This window comes from Mesorhizobium sp. L48C026A00, assembly GCF_000502375.1.
Lineage (GTDB): Bacteria > Pseudomonadota > Alphaproteobacteria > Rhizobiales > Rhizobiaceae > Mesorhizobium > Mesorhizobium muleiense.
This window is the reverse complement of record NZ_AYWU01000056.1, coordinates 1-18,720: the sequence shown is the minus strand read 5'-3', so window position 1 is coordinate 18,720 and position 18,720 is coordinate 1. Positions and strand designations below refer to the sequence as shown.

At 60.2% G+C, this 18,720-nt stretch carries 17 protein-coding genes and 4 pseudogenes; 14 read left to right on the top strand and 7 right to left on the bottom strand.

Annotation, left to right across the window (positions count from 1 at the left end; all coding sequences use genetic code 11):
- The 3 genes and pseudogenes from X738_RS0144845 to X738_RS88600 all read right to left on the bottom strand — a co-directional run.
- Positions 1-261: pseudogene (locus X738_RS0144845) on the bottom strand (histidine kinase); the annotation flags it as partial.
- 479 nt (positions 262-740) lie between these two features.
- Positions 741-1,298 carry a ferritin-like domain-containing protein gene (locus X738_RS79295; protein ID WP_023803989.1) on the bottom strand — a complete coding sequence of 186 codons (558 nt, stop codon included), beginning with the start codon at positions 1,296-1,298 and terminating at the stop codon, positions 741-743.
- 372 nt (positions 1,299-1,670) lie between these two features.
- Positions 1,671-1,796 carry a hypothetical protein gene (locus X738_RS88600; protein ID WP_023803988.1) on the bottom strand — a complete coding sequence of 42 codons (126 nt, stop codon included), beginning with the start codon at positions 1,794-1,796 and terminating at the stop codon, positions 1,671-1,673.
- Between the two features lie 325 nt (positions 1,797-2,121).
- Here X738_RS88600 and X738_RS79290 point away from each other — a divergent pair, with 325 nt between their 5' ends.
- The 11 genes from X738_RS79290 (at position 2,122) to X738_RS79240 (ending at position 12,578) form a co-directional block, all read left to right on the top strand.
- Complete coding sequence (locus tag X738_RS79290) at positions 2,122-3,087, top strand: GlcG/HbpS family heme-binding protein (protein WP_306455006.1); 966 nt, start codon at positions 2,122-2,124, stop codon at positions 3,085-3,087.
- A gap of 58 nt (positions 3,088-3,145) precedes the next feature.
- Positions 3,146-4,969 (top strand): methanol/ethanol family PQQ-dependent dehydrogenase, encoded by a 1,824-nt coding sequence (locus X738_RS79285; RefSeq protein WP_051408010.1) that lies wholly within the window; start codon positions 3,146-3,148, stop codon positions 4,967-4,969.
- A gap of 31 nt (positions 4,970-5,000) precedes the next feature.
- On the top strand, positions 5,001-5,813 hold the full coding sequence (locus tag X738_RS79280) for a substrate-binding domain-containing protein (RefSeq protein WP_023803984.1): 813 nt from the start codon (positions 5,001-5,003) through the stop codon (positions 5,811-5,813).
- Between the two features lies 1 nt (position 5,814).
- Positions 5,815-6,348: a c-type cytochrome gene (locus X738_RS79275; protein WP_023803983.1), complete on the top strand. Its 534-nt coding sequence runs from the start codon at positions 5,815-5,817 to the stop codon at positions 6,346-6,348.
- A gap of 17 nt (positions 6,349-6,365) precedes the next feature.
- The gene (gene coxB, locus X738_RS79270; RefSeq protein WP_023803982.1) at positions 6,366-7,358 is read left to right on the top strand and encodes a cytochrome c oxidase subunit II; all 993 of its coding nucleotides are present in this window, start codon (positions 6,366-6,368) and stop codon (positions 7,356-7,358) included.
- Positions 7,355-9,331: a cytochrome c oxidase subunit I gene (ctaD, locus tag X738_RS79265; protein WP_023803981.1), complete on the top strand. Its 1,977-nt coding sequence runs from the start codon at positions 7,355-7,357 to the stop codon at positions 9,329-9,331. The genes coxB and ctaD overlap by 4 nt, the downstream gene beginning before the upstream one ends.
- Positions 9,328-9,933: a cytochrome c oxidase subunit 3 gene (locus tag X738_RS79260; protein WP_023803980.1), complete on the top strand. Its 606-nt coding sequence runs from the start codon at positions 9,328-9,330 to the stop codon at positions 9,931-9,933. The genes ctaD and X738_RS79260 overlap by 4 nt, the downstream gene beginning before the upstream one ends.
- Positions 9,934-10,087: 154 nt before the next feature.
- Positions 10,088-10,276: a hypothetical protein gene (locus X738_RS88060; protein WP_245277880.1), complete on the top strand. Its 189-nt coding sequence runs from the start codon at positions 10,088-10,090 to the stop codon at positions 10,274-10,276.
- Positions 10,277-10,282: 6 nt separating this feature from the next.
- Positions 10,283-11,044, top strand: coding sequence for a cytochrome c oxidase assembly protein (locus X738_RS79250; RefSeq protein ID WP_373420505.1), 762 nt, complete (start codon positions 10,283-10,285; stop codon positions 11,042-11,044).
- Positions 11,025-11,435: a c-type cytochrome gene (locus X738_RS79245; protein WP_023803977.1), complete on the top strand. Its 411-nt coding sequence runs from the start codon at positions 11,025-11,027 to the stop codon at positions 11,433-11,435. The genes X738_RS79250 and X738_RS79245 overlap by 20 nt, the downstream gene beginning before the upstream one ends.
- Before the next feature lie 435 nt (positions 11,436-11,870).
- Entirely contained in the window at positions 11,871-12,578 is a 708-nt protein-coding gene (locus X738_RS79240; RefSeq protein ID WP_023803976.1) for an SGNH/GDSL hydrolase family protein, read from the top strand.
- 208 nt (positions 12,579-12,786) lie between these two features.
- On the opposite strand, the gene X738_RS86515 is transcribed toward X738_RS79240, so the two are convergent.
- On the bottom strand, positions 12,787-13,050 hold the full coding sequence (locus X738_RS86515; RefSeq protein WP_031257075.1) for a hypothetical protein: 264 nt from the start codon (positions 13,048-13,050) through the stop codon (positions 12,787-12,789).
- On the opposite strand from X738_RS86515, the pseudogene X738_RS84090 reads away from it, so the two are divergent.
- The 3 genes and pseudogenes from X738_RS84090 to virD4 all read left to right on the top strand — a co-directional run.
- A pseudogene (locus X738_RS84090) lies at positions 13,022-13,205 on the top strand (IS3 family transposase); the annotation flags it as partial. The gene X738_RS86515 and the pseudogene X738_RS84090 sit on opposite strands and share 29 nt — an antisense overlap.
- A gap of 478 nt (positions 13,206-13,683) precedes the next feature.
- Positions 13,684-14,277, top strand: a complete 594-nt coding sequence (locus X738_RS0144830) for a hypothetical protein (RefSeq protein ID WP_023803973.1) — start codon at positions 13,684-13,686, stop codon at positions 14,275-14,277.
- 246 nt (positions 14,278-14,523) lie between these two features.
- A complete protein-coding gene (gene virD4 / locus X738_RS79235; RefSeq protein ID WP_023803972.1) occupies positions 14,524-16,269 on the top strand; it encodes a type IV secretion system ATPase VirD4 in 1,746 nt (581 codons plus the stop codon).
- 690 nt (positions 16,270-16,959) lie between these two features.
- Here virD4 and X738_RS88055 read toward each other — a convergent pair.
- The 3 genes and pseudogenes from X738_RS88055 to X738_RS88050 form a co-directional block, all read right to left on the bottom strand.
- A pseudogene (locus X738_RS88055) lies at positions 16,960-17,633 on the bottom strand (winged helix-turn-helix domain-containing protein).
- 88 nt (positions 17,634-17,721) lie between these two features.
- Positions 17,722-18,456, bottom strand: a complete 735-nt coding sequence (locus tag X738_RS79215) for a recombinase family protein (RefSeq protein ID WP_023803967.1) — start codon at positions 18,454-18,456, stop codon at positions 17,722-17,724.
- Positions 18,457-18,599: 143 nt separating this feature from the next.
- Positions 18,600-18,720: pseudogene (locus X738_RS88050) on the bottom strand (recombinase family protein); the annotation flags it as partial.

Sequence of the window (18,720 nt, the reverse complement as noted above, 5' to 3'; positions counted from 1 at the left end):
GCTGACACGCTCCTCCACCGAGCGCTGATCCCCAGCTTCGCCATGGGCCGAGACGTCGACCAGCGCCACCAGCCGGAAGCAGATCTTGCCGTTGTCGTCCTCGATAACGTTGGAATAAACGTCGACAAGACCCGGATTGTCCCCGACGCGCTCCAGCCGGAAGGTGCCGACAAAATCGGTTTCCTCGACCAAGGCCTCGGGCAGAGGCCGGCCCTTCTGCTGGTGGATACCCGTGCCCGAAAGGGCCGCCCAGTTTTCTCGGGTNTCGACCTTTTCTGAATTGGATGTCATTTGCGCGCCTGTTTTGGGCGTACAGTATCAATAATGCAGTGCGCCCGCCATCGCCAAAGCTGGAACTGCATCGCGCCGTGTCAGGCATCTGACCACAAGACGTGCGTCGCAACGGCTGCGCGTCTAACGACACACTCCGGTCGGCGCCTCCGGCACGCCGACACGGGCCAGCGGCTCCGCGAAGCCCCTCGGCCCACGCACCCGCACATCCGCGCTGACTCCTCTTCGCTGCACGAAAAAATGACGACACGCGCTTCGACCTTCCCCCGCGCGTGGATTCCGTGTCGAAGCAACCAAGACAGCGCAGCGTGAGGACTGCCGGTGTAGTTTGACGACTTCGATCAGTCTAATGCAGGCCGAAAGGCGTCCAGAACGCGATCGCGCTTTCGTTCATCCGAATTAAAAGGCACGTCATCGTTTCGCGCTATCAGCATCCCGCTCGTCGCGTCTCAGGAACTCGGTGGTGACCGNGTGGTGACCGTGCCGAGCTTGTTTTCCAGCCAGTCGGCCATCGCGACTTCCTCGCGGAGATTTTCTTCGCAGACTTCGGCGTCGCCGACCTCGCCGGCCGCTGCGATGAGCATTTTGTAGCTGGCGATTTCCATATGCTCGAATGTGTAGCTGGCCAGCGACCCCTTCATCACCTCGTCGCCTGCAAAGATACCGCTGATGCTCTGCCCGATGGCGATTAACTTGCCGCCGGCGTCCTTCAGCGTCGATGATCCTTCCCCCATCCGATCGANCATACCGCTGATGCTCTGCCCGATGGCGATTAACTTGCCGCCGGCGTCCTTCAGCGTCGATGATCCTTCCCCCATCCGATCGAGGCATTGTTCGAGACGTTCTGCCTGTTGCCTTGTTTCCTCCAGATGCACCCTCATCCGGTCGCGTAACTCGGGATAATTTTCAAGACGCTCGATTTGGCCGCTCAACATGGTCTCGGCCTGTTCTTCCATGGCGTGGGCGTCGCGAAGCCACTGCGCCAGACGTTCTTTCGAGTCTGTCATGTCTGTCTCCGTTGGTCAGCATAGTTTTACTGCCACCGCAACGTCGCGACGGGCCGTTCGTTCCGATCGTCCGCGAAGCGCAGTCGATACTTGTGACTATGGCAACGCGTTCCCAGCAGGTCGGCCTTATCAAAGACCTGAATAGAGATCCCCGCGCGGAAGAAATCGCTGCGCGTCAGAACTGGGTCCCACTTTCCCCAGGACGCATCCTGCCCTGCGTCGTAGAAGGCGGGCTTTAGATTTGTTAATCCGATGCTCCGGATACACGGTAGCCGGCGTCGCTTTGATAGCTTGAGGTAAATTGAGCGCCCGCTGGCACCATTGGGGTCACGCAAGCCAGCTTGAAGGACAGTTCGAAACCCCGCGACCAGATCAGATCGGCCCGAGGATGAATATGGCCATCAGGGCAAAAAAGAGCACAGCGGAGATTACGGCGCCCCACATGATGACTTTTCCGGTGCCGCGTTGCTCTTCCTCGCGAGGTATCTCTTTCGCCATTGCACCGACCCTTTTGTGAAGGTTGATGACTTAGCAACGTGTCTTGCAGAGGCTGGTTCCCGCGTCACGTGTGCTGTTTGTTTGGCAGACCTGCTTTTCTTCCTGGCCGGCGCTTACCTGGGAAAACTTACGCCAAAACCCCGCCGGCCATCTGCCGTGGGTTAGGTCTTGAGCCGGGACAGGAATGAATGCAGTGCCGCCGGCGAATGTTGTCGCCGTTCAAGCATTTGCAAGATTCAGCCGATGCTGATCCTGATTTTGATTACCAGTTCTTCACTGACCCTGTTGCAGACCTCAACCGGTTCATCGCCTGACAGGCTGGCCCGTGGGAGATTTTCGCGGCGGAACATTCTCTATCTCTCACAACCGCGAGCGCTCAGAACCGTTTCACTGTTCGAACTCAACCGCGGTAATTCTGAGCCAAGCCAATCTGCTATTTTATTTTATGAAACGTTTGGCACTTCTGCGCCTCTTATGCGTTAGGGAGAGTTCAATAAACGCGGCGCGGGCGATGGATCGTCATTGGACTGCCTCAGTAGCATTGGGTCTGTTCCTGCTGACGATCAGCTACGTCGAGCAAAAAGCCTGGGCGCAGGCGGCGTGTCCTGTCGATCACGGCAAACTGCTGAGCGCCCTCAAGGCGAATGTTAAGGCGAGCGGCGGCCCCGGAAATGGCGGCTTCGACACCCATGAGTGGGCGGCGGTCGTGGCGCGCGACGGAGCGGTCTGCGCCATCGCCTTCAGCGGTCCCACCCCCGACGCCCAATGGCCCGGCAGCCGCCTGGTTGCAGCCGAAAAGGCCAGTACGGCAAACGGGCTCAGCGTTGCCCATATGGCTCTTTCGACCGCTAACCTCTATGCGGCGGTCCAGCCGGGCGGACCCCTGTTCGGCCTGCAGGCCACCAACCCTGTCAACCAGGCAGCCGCTTATGCGGGAAACCCTTCGACATTTGGAAGTTCCAGCGACCCGCTGATGGGAAAGCCCGTCGGGGGCATAGTCGCATTTGGCGGCGGTCTGGCGCTTTACGACGAAAAAGGGATCGTCGGAGGGCTTGGTGTAAGCGGCGATTCCTCCTGTGCCGATCACAATGTCGCCTGGCGCACGCGCGCGGCACTTGGACTGGACAAGGTACCAGCCGGCGTCAATCCAAATCGCAAAGACGCTATTGTCTATGATCTCAACCCCGGCGGGAAGAGCGCTTCCGGCTGGGGCCATCCGTTATGTCTTGGAAGCGAGGCGGACATAGCAGCGGAGCTCGGCGCCGGGGTCGGCGGCTCGATGCACGAATGAGACAGGTGCAACAGGTGGCGGTGAAGGTTGGGGCGCCTGCCAGAGGGGATACAAGGCAATGGCAAGGATAGATGGTCGTACCAAATTGGGGGTGATCGGCTGGACCTTGCTGGCGGGCTTCGCGCTCGTGGCCGGAGCGGTCGCCCAGCCGGCGGAGCCTGCCATAAGGCCGCCTGCTGCAGCAGCCCCGCCTGACGACGGCCAGTGGACGATGCCGGCGAAGAACTATGCCTCGACCCGCTACAGCGAACTCGCTGAAATCACCGAAGACAACGTCAAGACCCTGCAGGTAGCCTTCACCTTCTCGACCGGCGTGAACAAGGGCCAGGAGGCTGCGCCGCTGGTTGTCGGCGACGCGATGTATATCGTGACGCCTTTTCCCAATATTCTCTACGCGCTTGATCTCGCCAGACCCGGCGCGCCAATGAAGTGGAAGTTCGAGCCCAATCCCGAGCCTGCTGCGCAGGGTGTTGCCTGCTGCGATGTGGTCAACCGGGGTGCGGCTTTCTCCAACGGGCGTCTCTACTTCAACACGCTCGACGGACATACGATCGCGGTCGACGCGGCCACCGGCAAACCTGTCTGGAACACCCAAATCGGCAACATCAACATCGGCGAGACCATCACCATGGCGCCGCTGGTGGTAAAGGGCAAGGTTCTCGTGGGCAATTCCGGCGGCGAAATGGGCGTGCGCGGCTGGATCAAGGCGCTTGATGCCGGCGACGGGCATGTCATCTGGACGGCCTACAGCACCGGCCCGGATGCCGAGGTGCTGATCGGCCCCGACTTCAAGCCGCATTACGACATGGACAAGGGCAAGGATCTCGGCGTCTCATCGTGGCCGCCGGACGCCTGGAAAGTCGGCGGCGGCAATGTGTGGGGCTGGATTTCCTATGACCCGGATCTGGACCTGATCTTCCATGGCACGGGCAATCCCGGCCCCTGGAATCCCGACCTGCGACCCGGCGACAACAAGTGGACGTCCGGGATCTTTGCCCGGGATCCGGACACCGGTACTGCGAAATGGTTCTATCAATGGACCCCGCACGATTTGCACGACTACGACGGCATCAACGAGCAGGTGTTGCTGGATATGACCTGGCAGGGCAAGCCCCGCAAGGTGCTCGTCCGGCCGGAACGCAACGGCTATGTCTACATGCTGGATCGCATGACGGGCGAGGTCTTGTCCGCGGTGCCATTCGGGCCTGTCAATTCCAGCAAGGGAGTCGACCTCAAGACAGGCCGGCTGATTGCAAATCCCGAGAAAGAGACCGGGACCGGCAAGGTCGTACGCAACATCTGCCCGACCGCCTCCGGCCTGAAGGACTGGCAGCCCTCAGCATTCTCTCCCAAGACCGGCTTGCTATATATCCCGCACAGCAATCTGTGCATGGACGAAGAAGGCGTCGAGGTGAATTACATCGCCGGCACGCCCTATGTCGGCATGAATGTCCGCATGATTCCCGGCCCGGGTGGACATCGCGGTGTCTTCACCGCCTGGGATGTCGCTGCCGCCAAGCCGGCTTGGATCCTGAAGGAGAACTTTCCGGTGTGGAGCGGTGCCGTCGTTACGGCTGGCAACGTCGTGTTCTACGGAACGATGGAAGGCTGGTTCAAGGCGGTTAGTGCCACGACCGGGAAACTGCTTTGGCAGTTCAAGACCTCTTCCGGAATTATCGGCCAGCCGATCACCTATCGCGGTCCCGACGGGCACCAATATGTCGCGATCTTGTCGGGTGTCGGTGGCTGGGCAGGTGCCATCGTGTCGGGAGATCTCGACCCGCGCGATGCCACCGCTGCGCTTGGCTTTGCCAACGTCATGAAGGATCTGAAGGACGTAACCACGCCGGGAGGTACGCTGTATGTTTTCCGGCTGCCCTGAAGCGATCGGCGGGCCTGGGCGAAGGGGGAGAATGCGTTCCCGGCATTTTGTTGCGACAATCGGTGCCCTGGCCTTTTCCCTTGTTGCCGCTCTGGCGAATGCGCGCGAGCTGCGGGTGTGCGCCGACCCCAACAACATGCCCTTCTCCAATGCTGGCGGTGAAGGCTTTGAAAACAAGATCGCGGGGATTGTCGCCAGGGAACTTGGCGCCACTCTTTCCTATACTTGGTGGGCGCAGCGCCGCGGCTTCATCCGCAACACGTTGAAGGCCGGTCTGTGTGATCTCGTCCCCGGCACGCCCACCAATCTCGAAATACTGCGCACCACCGCGCCATATTACCGCTCGTCCTACGTCTTCGTGACGCGCAAGGAGGCGCCGGAAGTCAGCTCATTCGACGATCCTCGGCTGCGTGGTCTGCGCATCGGTGTCCAACTGATCGGCGATGATGGCGCCAACTCCCCACCCGCCCAGGCGCTCGGGCGCCGTGGCATCGTCGGCCATCTTACTGGCTTCCCGGTCTATGGTGACTATTCTGCGCCGAATCCGCCGGCGCGCATCATCGAAGCGGTCGCGAGCGGCGAAATCGATATGGCCGTCGTCTGGGGCCCGCTGGCCGGCTACTTTGCCGCCAGACAGAAGGTGGCGCTGCGAATTACACCGGTTGAACCGCGGATAGACGGTCCGCAATTGCCGATGATCTACGACATCTCAATGGGCGTGCGCCACGACGATAATGTGCTGCGCGGCGAAGTGGACGCTGCCCTTGCAAAGCACCGCGCCGAGATCAACGCGATTCTGGCGCAGTATGGCATGCCCCGGCTCGATACTGCTGGAACGCCGTGAAATGAACCGCGGCCTTCCCTTGCTGTTGTTCGCAATGCTCGCCATTGCCGGATGCCAGCGCGAGGAACGCGACACCCGCCCTCAGTCGGGGCTCGGCTCGGGCAAGCAAGCGACGCCGGTCACTGCCCTTGCGCCAGGCGGCGAGCGGCCGTCCCCGTCCGACAACAAGGCAGCGGCGTTCGAGGCAAACGCGTTCCATCTCAGCCAGGGCAAACGTCTGTTCAACTGGTTCAACTGTTCGGGATGCCATGCCAATGGCGGTGGCGGCATGGGACCAGCGCTCATGGACGAAAAGTGGATTTACGGCGGTTCGATCGAAAGCATCCACGCCACGATCAGAGACGGGCGCCCGAACGGGATGCCGAGCTTCCGTGACAGGGTCCCCGACGATCAGATCTGGGAGCTTGCCGCTTTTGTCCGCTCGCTGAGCGGCAACGTACCCTCCTCCGCCGCGCCTGGGCGCGACGACGATATGATGGTGCACCCATCCGAAAATCGCCTGCCAAATGCCGCGACACTGGGGAAGTCGCCGTGAGACGCTTTGTTTGGGTAATGTGCGGCGCAGCCTCCATCCTGCCCCTTGCAGGATGCAGTGGCTGGCAATCCGCCCTTGATCCGAAGGGCCCGGCAGCGGGCGAGCTCGCGTGGCTGATCTGGTTCTTCACCGCCCTCTGCACCGTGGTCTGGCTCCTGGTGATGATCGTGCTGATCATGACGCTGATCCGGCGCGCACGACCGATCGGCGATCCGCTTGTCCTCGACGCCACTTCCGAGCGCCACAAGGCGCGAGTTGTCTTTGCGGCGCTCGGGGCAACCGCAGTGATCCTGATCGGGCTAACGCTGTTGAGCTTCTTCGCCAGCAGGACGCTCGCTGCCATCGGCTCGGATGCGGCGCTGACAATCCGCGTGACCGGGCATCAGTGGTGGTGGGAGGTGCGCTATGAAAACAGCCAGCCGAACCGCATCCTGACGACCGCCAACGAGATCCACATCCCGGCAGGCGAGCCGGTGCGGTTCATTCTCACCTCGACCGACGTCATCCATTCCTTCTGGGTGCCGAATCTGGCCGGCAAACTGGACCTCATTCCGGGCCACGAGAATGTTCTTGATCTTAAGGCGGACAAGCCCGGCGTCTATCGGGGCCAATGTGCCGAGTTCTGCGGTGCTCAGCATGCCAATATGAGCACCTTTGTTATCGCCGAGCCTCGGCCCGTCTTCGAGGCCTGGCTGAACGACCAGTTGAGGCCGGCCGCCCCGCCTGCCTCGCCCGAGGCGAAAGCCGGCCATGACCTGTTCCTCAAGCGGCCCTGCGTGATGTGCCACAAGATCGGCGGCACCATCGCCGGCGGCACGGTCGCCCCCGATCTGACCCATGTCGCCAGCAGGCAAACGCTCGCAGCCGGAACGCTGACGATGAGCCGCGGCAACCTTGCGGCATGGATAGCCGATCCGCAGGGGATCAAGCCGGGCGCCCATATGCCGGTGGTGGATCTGAACGGCGACGAGTTGAATGCGATCGTCGCCTACCTTGAGGGCTTGAGATGAGCAGCGCCGACCTCGCTCACGAAGGTGACTCGACCCACAAACGTGACTTGGCCCCAAAAGGCGATTTGGCCCCTGAGCGCGACGGCCCGCGCGACACCGGCCTCGACGATGTCAGCCTTGACCGCTGGCTTGCGCGAACGTGGCAGACCGCACCTGGCATTATCGGCGCGCTTTCGACCGTCGATCACAAAATTGTCGCTTGTCGCTACCTGATCACCGCCTTCGTGTTCCTGTGCCTCGGCGGGCTGAACGCGGTCGCCATGCGGGTCCAACTGTCGGGCCCCGAGCGCGGGCTGATCGGGCCGGACCTCTACAACCAGTTGTTCACGATGCACGGCGTGACGATGATGTTCCTGTTTGCCGTACCGATCGTGCAGGCGAGCGGCATCTACCTTGTGCCGCTGATGGTGGGCACCCGCAATATCGCGTTTCCGCGCCTTGTCGCCTTCAGCTTCTGGATCTTTCTGTCGGGAGGCGTGTTCGCCTGGGTGTCGTTCGCGCTCAACATGGCGCCTGATGTCGGATGGTTCGCCTATGTGCCGCTGTCCGGTCCCGAATTCGGACCAGGCAAGCGCGCCGACGTCTGGGCGCAGATGATTACCTACACCGAGGTCTCTGCTCTAGCGGTCGCGGTCGCAACCATCGTGACGGTTCTGAAGCAACGGGCCCCTGGCATGTCGCTTGATAAGATCCCGCTCTACGTGTGGGCGATGCTGGTCACCTCCTTCGTGGTCGTGTTCGCGATGCCGGCGGTCATGATCGCCTCGACGTTCCTGATCCTGGACCGGCTGGTCGGCACCCACATCTTCAACCCCGCCGAAGGCGGCGACGCATTGCTCTTCCAGCATCTTTTCTGGTTCTTCGGCCATCCCGAGGTCTACATCATCTTCCTGCCGGCGACCGGGATGGTCTCCTCGATCATCGCCGCCTTCGCACGGCGCCCGGTGTTTGGGTATCTGGGGCTGGTGCTGTCGCTGATCGCCGTCGGGTTCCTGTCGTTCGGCCTCTGGGTCCACCACATGTTCACCACCGGCCTGCCCAAGCTCGGCGCGAGCTTCTTCACCGCATCGAGCATGCTGATCGCCATTCCGAACGGCCTGCAGATATTCTGCTGGCTGGCGACGCTGTGGGACGGTCGGCCGATCATCAGGACGCCGCTGTTGTTCGTGTTCGGCTTCTTCTTCATTTTCGTCGCCGGTGGTCTGACCGGTGTCATGCTGGCTTCGGTGCCGTTGGACCTGCAAGTTCACGACACCTATTTCGTGGTTGCGCATTTCCATTACGTGCTCATCGGCGGGTCGGTATTTCCCTTGCTGGGCGCCGCCTATTTCTGGTTTCCCAAGATCACGGGCCGGATGATGAACGAGCGCCTCGGGCGCTGGCATTTCTGGCTTGCCTTCATCGGCTTCAATGCGGCGTTCTTCCCGATGCACATTGTCGGCATCTGGGGCATGCCGAGACGGGTATACACCTATCCGGCGGAGCTCGGCTGGGGTGACATCAATCTGTTCATCACTGCGGGCGCGGTTGTCCTGTTCGTGAGCTTCGCGCTTTTCACCATAAATCTGGTGCACAGCTCCTTGAGGGGCGCCCCCGCCGGCGACAACCCATGGAATGCAGGCACATTGGAATGGGCGACGTCATCGCCGCCGCCGAGTTACAATTTCGCCCGCATTCCGGTCGTAACGCACGTCGAGCCGCTATGGGCCGAACGCGGAACGCTTCCGGTAGCGACGGGGCTTCGGGTCGATGCACGCGAACTGGTCATCTCGACAGTGGGGGAGGCGCATCCCGACGTGCGCGAAAAGTCGCCAACGCCGTCGATCTGGCCGCTATTCGCAGCCCTCGCAGTCGGGGGTACCTTTCTCTACTCGATCTTCAGCCCATGGGCTGTGGTTTGGGGAGCGGGACCGATCGCTATCACTTTGGTAGGGTGGTTCTGGCCGAGAGGCGGTGCGGAGGACGAGGAATGAAACAGCGTCCTGCCGTCGATCTTTCCGAGCTCCCGACGTTCGGGCACGGACCGCGCACTCCGACCTGGTGGGGCACTCTCGCCTTCATGGCGCTCGAAGGCATGGGATTCGCAGTTGCCGCGGGGAGTTATCTTTACCTCGCCTACCTGTCACCGCACTGGCCATTGAGCGCGCCCACGCCGAACCACTGGCCGGGCACGATCGTGACGCTTTTGCTGCTAGCCAGCCTGGTCCCCAACCACATGTTGAAGCGCTACGCCGAGGCTTGCGCGATGCTGCCAGTGCGCATTGGCCTCGTAGTCATGTCGCTGCTCGGGATCGCGCCGCTTATCGTGCGCTGGTTCGAGTTTCCAGCCCTCAACATCTATTGGGACACCAACGCCTACGGCTCGATGCTCTGGGTCTTGCTCGGCCTGCACACCGCGCACCTGATCACCGATGTCGGCGACACGCTGGTGTTGACCGCTTTGATGTTCACCCGCCACGCCAACAGTGGCCGACGTTTCGCTGACGTCGGAGACAACGTCTTCTACTGGGACTTCGTGGTCGTGACCTGGATTCCGATCTATCTCCTAATCTATTGGATGCCGAGGCTCGATTGAGATGCGCGCGCTTCGGTCAGGCACCTCATGGGGCGGGCTCTTGTCAGGGCCTTCGGCCTGGGCCGTGTCGACGCAACTGAATTATGCCGTTGTGGAATGGCAGTGCGCCCACCGGATTCCTGTCATACCCTTCATCGCATTGGTGCTTGCGATAATGGCTCTGGTTGGCGGGGCGCTATCGTGGCGGGCGCGGCAACAGGGCGGCGCCTCCTTCAAACCGGAGCGCACGCGCGGCACTGAAGCTTTTGTTGCCAATCTGGGCATTCTGACCGCAGTGCTGTTTGCGCTGGTCATCATCATGCAAGGCGCCGCCTCGCTGATTCTCGACGAGTGTGTGCGATGAGCTTCGATGCGCTCTTCTCGACCTCGATCTGCTATGNTTCAGACGTGTGCTCTTCCGATCTCTCCTTCGCGTCGTGCTGCCGGCTGGGCCGTATTGGCGTCTGCGCTCGTCAGCCCGCTTCATGCATTGGGCGAGCGCGTGTTCACCGCACATATGATCGAGCACGAATTGCTCATGGCGGTCGCAGCGCCTCTGCTGGTCGCCTCCCGTCCCATGGCTGCGATGATGTGGGCACTGCCGATCTCGTTACGGCAAACGCTTGGCGCAGCCGGGCACGCGAAACTGCTGCAGGCCGTCTGGGCCGCGACCAGCCGTCCCGTCGCCGCCACCATCCTGCATGCTATCGCGATATGGGGGTGGCACGTGCCGGCGCTGTTCGAAACTGCGCTCGAACGCGGTTTCCTGCACTATGCCCAGCATGCCAGCTTTTTTGGCACCGGCGTCTTGTTCTGGTGGGCGCTGCTGCCGCGTCCCGGCCGTGACCAAACCTATGGCAGCGCAGTCATGCATCTCTTCTTCACCTCGCTGCACACCGGACTGCTTGGGGTGCTGCTCGTGGTCTCGCCGAGACTTTGGTACCCCGAAAATGCCGCCGGCGCGCAATTGTGGCGCCTCAGTCCGCTTGAGGACCAGCAACTCGCCGGCCTGGTCATGTGGGTTCCCGCCGGCCTGATCTACGGCGGAGCTGCCTTGTTGCTGGCAGGCTTGTGGATCCGCTCGAGCGGACAGAAAAGCCGGGAGGCGTCGCTTGCGTTTCGACCTGTCTAGGCTGGTTTTCGGCACGAGCGCCATTGTCGTACTGGCAATTTTAGCGGCGCTGACATGGTGGTCGGAACGCACCGATAGGATCGAACGGGACGCAAATAATGCAACCGGTGGAATTGGTACCCGTGCCATACCGATCATGATGGCCAATGGTTGCGCCGGTTGCCATACAATCACCGGCGTCCCCAGCGCGCATGGACTGGTCGGCCCGCGCCTAGACGCCACCCTGGCCACCAAGGTCTATGTCGGCGGGGTGTTGTCCAATAATCCAGAGAACCTGATCCGCTGGATTCGCGCCGCCAGGGAGATCAATCCGCATACGGCAATGCCTTCGACTGGCATTTCCGAGCAGGAAGCGCGGGACATCGCCGCTTTTTTGTATGCACTCAGATGAAGCTAAAAGCTTGTCATCCGACCAGCGGTCCTAAACTGGAAGTCGACCTCGCGCGGATCTTCTCTGCTAAGCTGGCGGCTGTAGAGATTATTGGTGCTGGTCATCTTGCTCCCCATTGCGTTGTTGCAAGGAGGGTAGAATACAATGCCGAGCGAGCGCGGCCGTTCTCATCGCAAGTCCCGTGGCTTAGGCAGCTTAATCGGCATACTCTCCGGCTCAGAATAAGATCCCTACGGCCACATTGATCAGATCAAATTAAACGCGGGATTTCAGGTAGTAAGGAGCCCTCCAGAGACATAGCGACCAATCGTCTGGGGCGCCCGGCGTTTTATTCGGACGGTGTTGCCGCACACGGCCTCGCCGCTAACTACTTGGCGAGCGAGAGCCTATGGAGACGCAAGTCTGGTCAAGTTCCCGGTATCGCGGAGGAGCTTCTTGCTGGCCGCTGCGGCGGGACCGGCATTCGCGCCCATGCAAGCCAGTCTCGCCGAGGATGCGGGTATGACGAACAAGATTGTGCTTCTAGGCGATTCGGTTTTTGACAACCGTGCCTATGTGACCGGCGGAGCAGATGTACTGGCCCATTTGGTGCGTCAGCTTCCGATCGGATGGTCGGCCGACCTGCTTGCGGTCGACGGCAGCGTCATGGCAGGGGTGCGTCAGCAGCTGGACAATCTGCCGGCTGACGCCACTCATCTGGTGGTCAGCATGGGAGGTAACGACGCGCTCGGCGTTTCCTCTGTTTTGGACGCTCCGTCGCGGTCCGTCGCAGACGCCCTGCTAACACTGGCCGAAATAAGAGAGCAGTTTTGCCTGGAGTATCGGTCGACGCTGGAAGCCGTTCTGGCCGTCAAACTGCCCACCGCCGTTTGTACGATCTACGACGTCCGGTATGCAAACCCTGAGGAGAGGCGCATTGCGGTAACGGCCCTCTCGGTCCTCAATGACCGCATTACACGAGCAGCCGCTGGGCGCGGCGTTCCAGTGATCGACCTTCGCATTATCTGCGACGAGGACGCCGACTTTGCCAACGCCATCGAGCCTTCGGAACAGGGCGGCGGCAAAATCGCTGCAGCGATCGTCTCATTTCTTACCAAGCACGAATTCCGAAGCGGGCGCGCCGAACTGATCGTTCTGCGCTAACGCGCCGCGTTTAGGCCGTTAAGGTCAGCTTTGCCACCGTCTGGAAGCGGACATTGCCGGCGACCACTATGCGGTGGTTGTCGCTGTTCGGCGACAGCTCCGGTTCTTCCAGTTCGGTGATGATCCTACGGCTTCACGTTTCGAAGGAGCGAGTGTCGTTGCGACCCACTTGAAGTTCCTTCGCTGACGTTCCTCGCGATAACGCTATTCACTCGCTCACCATAAAGTCGGCAGCGCTTAAAACTTTCGTTGCACCACGCAGATCACCGTATGAGGCAAGCCCATGAATCTCGGCATGGCGGTTTGGGTTGCTCAGAGCCACCGCATCCCCTTCTTTGAAGCATTTCGCAAACAGATCTTCGGATACGAGATTGTACGCCGAGAAGTCCTCGACCAGCTCCTTGGGGGACAGTATGATGCCGGTGTTGCGACGGCCGGTTGAATCCGCCCAATCCGCCCAATACGTCAGCATTCGATACACCGAGCGCTTGGCGGAGGCCGGCGTCGAACCCTCGGTGGGCAGTNTTCAACAATCGCCGGCTGCTGGAGCCCATCGGCAACATCCCGCCGGCCGAAGCCGAGGAACGCTACTACGCCATGTTGGATGAACCAGCCATAGCCGCGTGACTCAAACGAAACGGCCTCCGGAAAGCCCGGGGCAGTTCACATCGCATTTGATGCCAGCTTCATCGTATTTTCTTCGGCTTAGACGGGCTCTTGGCAGACCCACAGAGCTGGGAACCCTTTGCCATACTACAACTGTAACATCATATCGGTTTAGCAGGTCAAGCTTCGGTGGTAACCTCATTGGGTAGAATAACTACTTTGGAGGCGAGCAATGGATCGCGATAACAAACGGGCACGCGCAGCTGCAAGATCATCTCAAGGCGTGAGGAGCAGTAGCCTCCGTGACGTTCCAGAGGGGCCATTGAGCGATGTTGCAGAACGGCTGGTAACCGCTAACCCGCGCGATACAGCGCGAAATCTTGGGGGCTTTAAAGACCTCGGGACGCACGAGCGAACAGCCGTTCGGGGCACTCAACCCGGGCCAGAAACTGACCTCGCGAGATTTGAAAGGCGGACCAATCAGCTTGGACGATCAGCCATGGATCTGGCCGAGAAATTAACAGCCGGATTGGGGTACAGCCCGGATGACGTAGCATTGCAGCAAGTCAGAGCGGTCAGTACTGTATGCCATTACCTAACGCCAGGGATGCAAGATGCTATTGTTAATCGCATTGGCAACATGGAGCCGTCGTCGCAAGCTCTCGGAGCTTTTTACGTTGCGCCAAACTTCAGTAAGTTTAATGACGAAAATAAATCTCGCATTCTTGATCAGGCCATTGGATTGGCTTCTGATCCGGATGGCCACGTCAGAGAGATAGCATTCAATGCTATTTTCACCGCGTATCACCAGCTCGACGCAAATCAACAGGCCCAAGCTCACTCAGTTCCCGGCATGCAAAACATCTTGCCGCACATGCCGCCGCCGCAGCATGCAGCAGAGGAACGGAGTGCGAATCTGGACGGCCACATAGCAGGTATTGAGGCTGCAGTCCGTGATACAGTAGGCCCGCAAACCTCCTATGAACAGCTGCAGCGGGGCGCTCAAGTCGGGCAGTCCATAAGCCACACCTTCAATCACGCCCGAGAGGACCTAATGGAGGCCACCAGAAGCAGAGATCGCTCCGGCCGTTGAGGTCTCGGCCATGGTACAGTGACGCTTTCTCTCCCGAATCCGTTTACGGCCTTGCCGTTTCCAATTCGCTGGCCGTTGACGTACCTGCTTAGTGTAACTTTCAAAAACCACGTCTGCCGGGTGATGCGCTGCAAGCATCGCACCACCCGCTGCGGCATCGATCTGTCGAGCGGCGACATCGCGCGACGCCGGTTCGGTCTCTGAAGCACGCGCAGCATTAGCTACGGCTAATCCGGCAATGGAACAATGCTTTCAACAAAAACGACGCCCCCCAACATAGCCATTAGCATCGCGTGCTCACTCGCCGTGGGCTTCTGTGCGGCAAGTCTTTACGCAACCTTCCGCCACGGCGGCAGCGGCGAGGCTCTGATGGCGTTTGATGTCCGTGCCTTTTGGTTTGAGACGCCCTTCTATTTGGGTTTCGCAACCCCCGTTTTCTATCGGGGCGCGGCTATCGTGCTCTCGACGTCCGCGGTCGTCTTGCTGATTCAGCAGATCGTATTGCGCCGCAAGCTCGAACACCACGGGACGGCTCGTTGGGCTCGAGTGGATGAAATGCGACGCACGGGATATCTGCGACGATACCGTGGCGTGACAGGGCCGGTGTTTGGGAAGACAAGTGGCCCTTTCTGGCCTGGCTACTACCTGACCAATGGCGAGCAGCCTCACAGCCTCATCGTTGCACCGACCCGCGCTGGCAAGGGCGTCGGCATAGTCATTCCAACGCTACTGACATTCAAAGGCTCGGTGATAGCTCTGGACGTCAAGGGGGAGCTCTTTGAGCTCACCTCGAGGGCGCGCAAAGCCGCAGGTGACGACGTGTTTAAATTCGCGCCGCTGGATTCGGAGCGGCGCACAAACTGCTACAATCCGCTGTTGGATCTTATAGCGCTGCCTCCACAGCAGCAATTCACCGAAGCCCGCCGCTTGGCCGCAAACCTGATTACGGCCAAGGGGGAGGGCGCGGAAGGTTTCGTCAGCGGCGCGCGAGATATCTTTGTCGCGGGAATCCTTGCCTGCATCGAGCGGGGCACGCCAACAATCGGCGCCGTCTATGACCTCTTCGCCCAGCCGGGGGAGAAGTTTAAGCTCTTCGCGCGACTCGCCATGGAGACCCAGAACAAAGAGGCACAACGCATCTTCGACGACATGGCGGGGAACGATACGAAAATCCTAACCTCCTACACTTCCGTGCTCGGCGATGGCGGGCTCAACTTGTGGGCGGATCCCGCTGTAAAGGCGGCTACAAGTCGCTCGGACTTTTCGGTCTATGATCTTCGCCGTCGCAGAACGTGCATCTATCTTTGCGTTGGTCCGAACGACCTTGAGGTGATCGCGCCTTTGATACGCTTGTTTTTTCAGCAAATCGTTTCAATTCTGCAGCGGTCGCTGGCCCGCCGGGATGAAAAGCACGAGGTTCTCTTCCTGCTCGATGAGTTCAAGCACTTGGGTAAGCTGGAGGCGATCGAGACCGCAATCACGACTATCGCGGGCTACAAGGGGCGTTTCATGCTCATCATCCAAAGCCTTTCGGCACTGACGGGGGCTTATGGAGAGGCTGGCAAGCAGAATTTTCTCAGCAATACCGGACTGCAAGTGTTCATGGCCACGGCTGATGACGAGACTCCGAACTACATTTCCAAGGCCATCGGTGAATACACGTTTGAAGCCAAATCGATTTCCCACAGCCAGGCGCGAACGTTCGACTGGAACATTCAGAATTCACATCAAGGTGCACCGCTATTGCGTCCCGAACAGGTTCGGCTGCTCGATGACGACTACGAGATTGTTCTCATCAAAGGTCTGCCACCATTAAAATTGAGGAAGGTGCGTTATTTCTCGGATCGCATTCTGAAACGCATCTTTGAAAGCCAGACAGGCGCCCTCCCGGAGCCGGCGCCCTTGACGGGAGCAGAGGAGGCGCTCTCCGCAGAATCTCAACTCGATGACCCGCTGTGTGAATTGGCGCAGGACTTTGACGATACAGTTTGATGTGAGGCTAGTGTGGACCCGCGAAAAAATCCATCCCGTGTAACAGCTTTGTCGCAGGTGCAGGACGCCGGCTTGGAAGAGGGGCAAGCGGGCCAACCCCGGCGAGTGGGCTTTGAGCAGCACGTGTCCGAGGCGCTCCGGCCGCTGTTCGATGGTCGAGCTGACGAGCCGCCAACCAATCCAGAGGAGCTTCTGCGACTGGAACAGGGGGTTTCGCGAGGTGCTTCAGCGAGGGCAGGATCATCAAGCCCCCTCGTCTTTTTTCAGAAACCCAGGGATGCCCGCTGGACGGGATGACCTCAACAGAAGCGTGTGGGAGGCTTTCGCAAGCTCTGGGACGCCGGAGTTCGGGCCGCCGCCCCCAGTCTTGGCTGCCAGCGAACAGCAGATCCGCCCCTCGCCGGATGCGCTTGACCAGGGCAACCACCTGCCACCCGAGTGAGTCGTCCCAACAATGAACATTCCACAGCGCTGTTGTGGCCAGCGGAGACGCAGAGGGCCCTGAATACGCCGCAAGCCGTCGCCATTCAGCAGCAGCTGAGCGAAATCGGCAATTCAGGCGGCCGCGTGCCTATGCAGAGAGGGGCTGATGCGATCTCCGGACCGGTAGCTCTCGCCGTAATTGATCAGGCTGGCACTGTTGGAAGGCTTGATCAGCCTCGTCACCCCAATCTCCAGCATAGCTCACTGTCACGCGGCCAACGTGCCTCCGTAGCTAACATCTACGTCAGCGTTGAAGAAGTACCCTGCGCCACGGGATGTTTTGACCAGGCGAGGGTTGGCCGCATCAGCCTACAGCTTTCGGCGCAAGCGCATGATTAGGACATCGATACTTCGATCGTACACCTCTTCTCCACGCACACGGCTCGCGAGCAAAAGCCGTTCTCTGGATAGCACGTTGCGGGGGTTCTCCAGAAATGCGATCAAGAGATTGAACTCACATGCGGTAAGCTTGACCTCGCCACGCTCCGCACAGATCAGTCGCCGCTGCTTCACGCTGAGCTTCCAGGCCCCAAAGCGAAATGAGCGCTGCTCTCTGGTTCGCGGANAGACGTGTGCTCTTCCGATCTACGCTCCGCACAGATCAGTCGCCGCTGCTTCACGCTGAGCTTCCAGGCCCCAAAGCGAAATGAGCGCTGCTCTCTGGTTCGCGGACTAGAAATGCGCTGGCGTAGCGCTACTCGAATGCGGGCCAAGAATTCGCGCATCCCGAAAGGCTTGGGAATGAAATCGGTTGCGCCGAGCTCCAGTGCAACCACTTTTTCCGCCTCATCAAGCCGGTCGCCGCTGATCACTATGATAGGAACATCCGATTTTGTCGCCAGATTGCGGNAGCTCCAGTGCAACCACTTTTTCCGCCTCATCAAGCCGGTCGCCGCTGATCACTATGATAGGAACATCCGATTTTCTCGCCAGATTGGGGTCAGAACAAGAGCTGCTCGAAATCATACGCTAAGGTCGAACGGAACGTGAACTGTCGTCTCTGACTCGCATGATGGTCTGTCGGCTGGTTTCGAACTTTCTGGCGAGCGCGGAAACGCTCATGCCGCTGGCCAGCCCTACAAGAACATCCTGCTTCCGCGTTTCGTTGAGCCGCGCCGGTCGGCCAAGGGTTTTTCCTTCCGATTTTGCCCGTTTGAGGCCGGACTGCGTGCGTTCGATAAGCAGGTCACGTTCGAATTGTGCGACGGCGTTGATGACGTTCATGGTCATCTTGCCAGCGGAGCTTGCGAGATCGACACCGCCCAGAGCGAGGNCGTTGATGACGTTCATGGTCATCTTGCCAGCGGAGCTTGCGAGATCGACACCGCCCAGAGCGAGGCAGTGAACCCGGACACCCAATTCCTCCAGTTTCCCTACAGTGGTGCTCACATCGATGGCGTCCCGACCAAGTCGGTCGAGCTTTGTCACGATGAGCACATCCCCGGCTTCGAGCTTGTCCATGAGCCGGGTGAAGCCCCGGCGCTGCGCAATGGCGACACTGCCGGAGACCGTTTCNCCGGCTTCGAGCTTGTCCATGAGCCGGGTGAAGCCCCGGCGCTGCGCAATGGCGACACTGCCGGAGACCGTTTCGGTGACGATGCGGCGTGGCTCGATGTGGAAACCGGCTGCCTCGATTTCCTGAACTTGGTTTTCAGTCGTTTGGCCGGTCGTGGAGACCCGGACGTAGGCAAAGGTGCGCGGCATGGGCTCGATTTCGTCCGAATAGGCTGTCCGAAATGTCGTGCATGTCCATAACTATGTCAAGGTAATTTCAGTGCTATGTTCACCCTGTACGGAACCGGTCGTTTTCGGACATGCCGGAGGCCATCGGCGCGATGTTGCATNCCGGCTTCGAGCTTGTCCATGAGCCGGGTGAAGCCCCGGCGCTGCGCAATGGCGACACTGCCGGAGACCGTTTCGGTGACGATGCGGCGTGGCTCGACGTGGAAACCGGCTGCCTCGATTTCC